General features: G+C 35.8%; 3 protein-coding genes. All 3 read right to left on the bottom strand.

Annotation, left to right across the window (positions count from 1 at the left end; genetic code table 11):
* Positions 1–82 precede the first annotated feature (82 nt).
* Complete coding sequence (locus EUBIFOR_RS02885) at positions 83–307, bottom strand: hypothetical protein (RefSeq protein ID WP_040466105.1); 225 nt, start codon at positions 305–307, stop codon at positions 83–85.
* Positions 308–969: 662 nt separating this feature from the next.
* Positions 970–1095, bottom strand: a complete 126-nt coding sequence (locus EUBIFOR_RS13350) for a hypothetical protein (protein ID WP_261795739.1) — start codon at positions 1093–1095, stop codon at positions 970–972.
* Between the two features lie 256 nt (positions 1096–1351).
* Positions 1352–2240 (bottom strand): replication initiation factor domain-containing protein (locus EUBIFOR_RS02890; protein ID WP_003864413.1); only part of this gene is annotated, 889 nt, incomplete at its 5' end.

The following is a 2240-nucleotide window of genomic DNA, read 5'->3' on the forward strand; positions in this document are numbered from 1 at the left end:
GTGTTTACAATACCTGCTTGCAAGTAAAGTATAACATGGGTTATTTTTCACATTCAATCTATTTCTTACAACTGCACCGAATTTATGCGATTGTCTGCTTTGCTTTCTCAAGCATAACATCAGTCAGAAGTTCTTCCATTGTCTTCCCCTTTTCGGGAAAATGCTCTTTTACAACAATCTTTGTCTTTCCTCTGTTTCCAATGCCACACTTGTTATTTTTCTTTTGAATTGTTTTTACAGTATTATCAATAACACATACCCCCTTTCTGTAAAAATCTTTTCTAAGCAATTCAACGGCTTTTGTCATAGCCCACAGGAGTTCCACCTCTGCATAGTTTTTATGTAGCCGTACCCATTGCGTGCGACGCTCTTAACGCTCAAACTGTGGCTGTACGGGAGTATCATTATCTGACAGCACAGGTCATGGCGATAAAAGAGGACAAGTCTTTTACAAGAACACAAATAGAGTTCGCTCGCTTTTGCAGGGGAAAGGTCATGGCGTATTTGTTTCAACGGCTAGCTGTCTGTCAAACGTATTGAATTGCTTTATTCAGTTGTCAAAGAACCCGAAAGAAGAAAATCATCTTTCCTATATACCGCGTTGGAAAAGAGGGGAAATGTAACCAAAATTCAAAACTTTTTCCATTATTAGTACAAATGGAACGGTTCATTTTGGCAATCAACGGTTGATTTTCTCCTTTTTCACTACTATCTGTACAGCAAACGTCCATTTGTTAAGTTGAAATGGAAAAATTTTAACTTCTTTTCTTGCACCATATAGGGATAGAAATTGTCATTTTGCTAAGTTAATGACGAAAAAAGATTATTCTTCTTTTCACACCCTAACTACCCAAACCATACCGTTACTGCCAACAATAGAATGAAATATTTTCTTTGCACCATATAGGGAACGGAAACCTTAAATTGTTAAGTTTAGAATAAAGTATTTTCCTCTTTTCACATCAACACTCAACTGCTAATGCCTGTTTGAATACAAATCAAGAAATGACATAATAATTTCTTCTTTCTTGCACCAACACTCGACACGAGTAAGATATTTGAATACAAATTTAAGATAGTTTTTCCTCTTTTCATAGAACACTGTCCATTAATCACGAATTTCCGTCATTTTTTCAAAACTTTTTTCTTCTTTCACATCATATAGGGACAGCAAGCCCTGATTTAATGACCTATTTTCAAAAAAAGTTTAGATTTCCTTTTCTCGCACCATATCTGTACGCAAGTAGCTGTTTTGTTGCAGATTTGATAAAAAAGTTCATTTTTCTTTTCCGTTCCATATAGGGAATAAAAATGACTCTTTGCTGACTAAATCTGAAATTTTTCAATTACATTAAAAAATACCGTCATTCTCTTGTGGAACAGCGGTATCTATTCGTTCTTCTATGGTCGATTTTTCTAATTGTAATAAATGTTTATGCTTGCCTTTGAGTTCTGCCTGTTCAATCATATCTTTCAGTATCGTTGTATGATTTTCTCTGTCTAATGCTTGTACCATTTTTATGGTTGGTGCAACCTGTCTTTGTAACCAATGCAATGCTTTTTGTAAAGTATAAGGTTCTGGCTTTGTAGTTAATCGTATCGGTTCTCTGTTTTCCCCTACAAACCACGCCCAATCATCATTTGTTTTCCATTGACTTTTTGGCTTGTCGTCCTCTCTGTCAACAAAGCGGACATAATGATTGATGATAGAAAAAGCGGTGCGTTCAGCGTCCCGATAGGTCAGTAAATCTACAACCGCATAATAGGCTCGTTCATTCTTCATGCGTATTTCAAAACGGTTTTTTATTTCCGTATCTTCAACTTCTATGCCATTTTTGACATACTGCTCATAATTCTTCTGATAAGCACACATATATAATTCACTGCTTGTTGAACCGAGATATAAGGTTTCTCCTGTATTCTTTGGTAAATCACTACCGCATTTTTCCGTACCGCTGTAATCTTTCTGCATACGAAAGTAGGAGATACATTCGCCAGCCTTATATTTTTCCTTTAATTTTGGAATATCTAATATTCCTGCTTTATCATTGATTGCCAAGTCAAGACGTTTCATCTTACCACTTGCCGTTAAACAATCAAGCATGAAGTCATACCATGAGCGTTCTTGTGCCAATAAATAACTTTCCATTTGACGACAGCCTTTGCCTTTCAATTCCAATAAAACACCTAAATGTTCCTGCATGGAACACATGATATTGATGTCGCCAAGTACATATTTG

Origin of the sequence: Holdemanella biformis DSM 3989, assembly GCF_000156655.1 — a bacterium.
Lineage (GTDB): Bacteria > Bacillota_I > Bacilli_A > Erysipelotrichales > Erysipelotrichaceae > Holdemanella > Holdemanella biformis.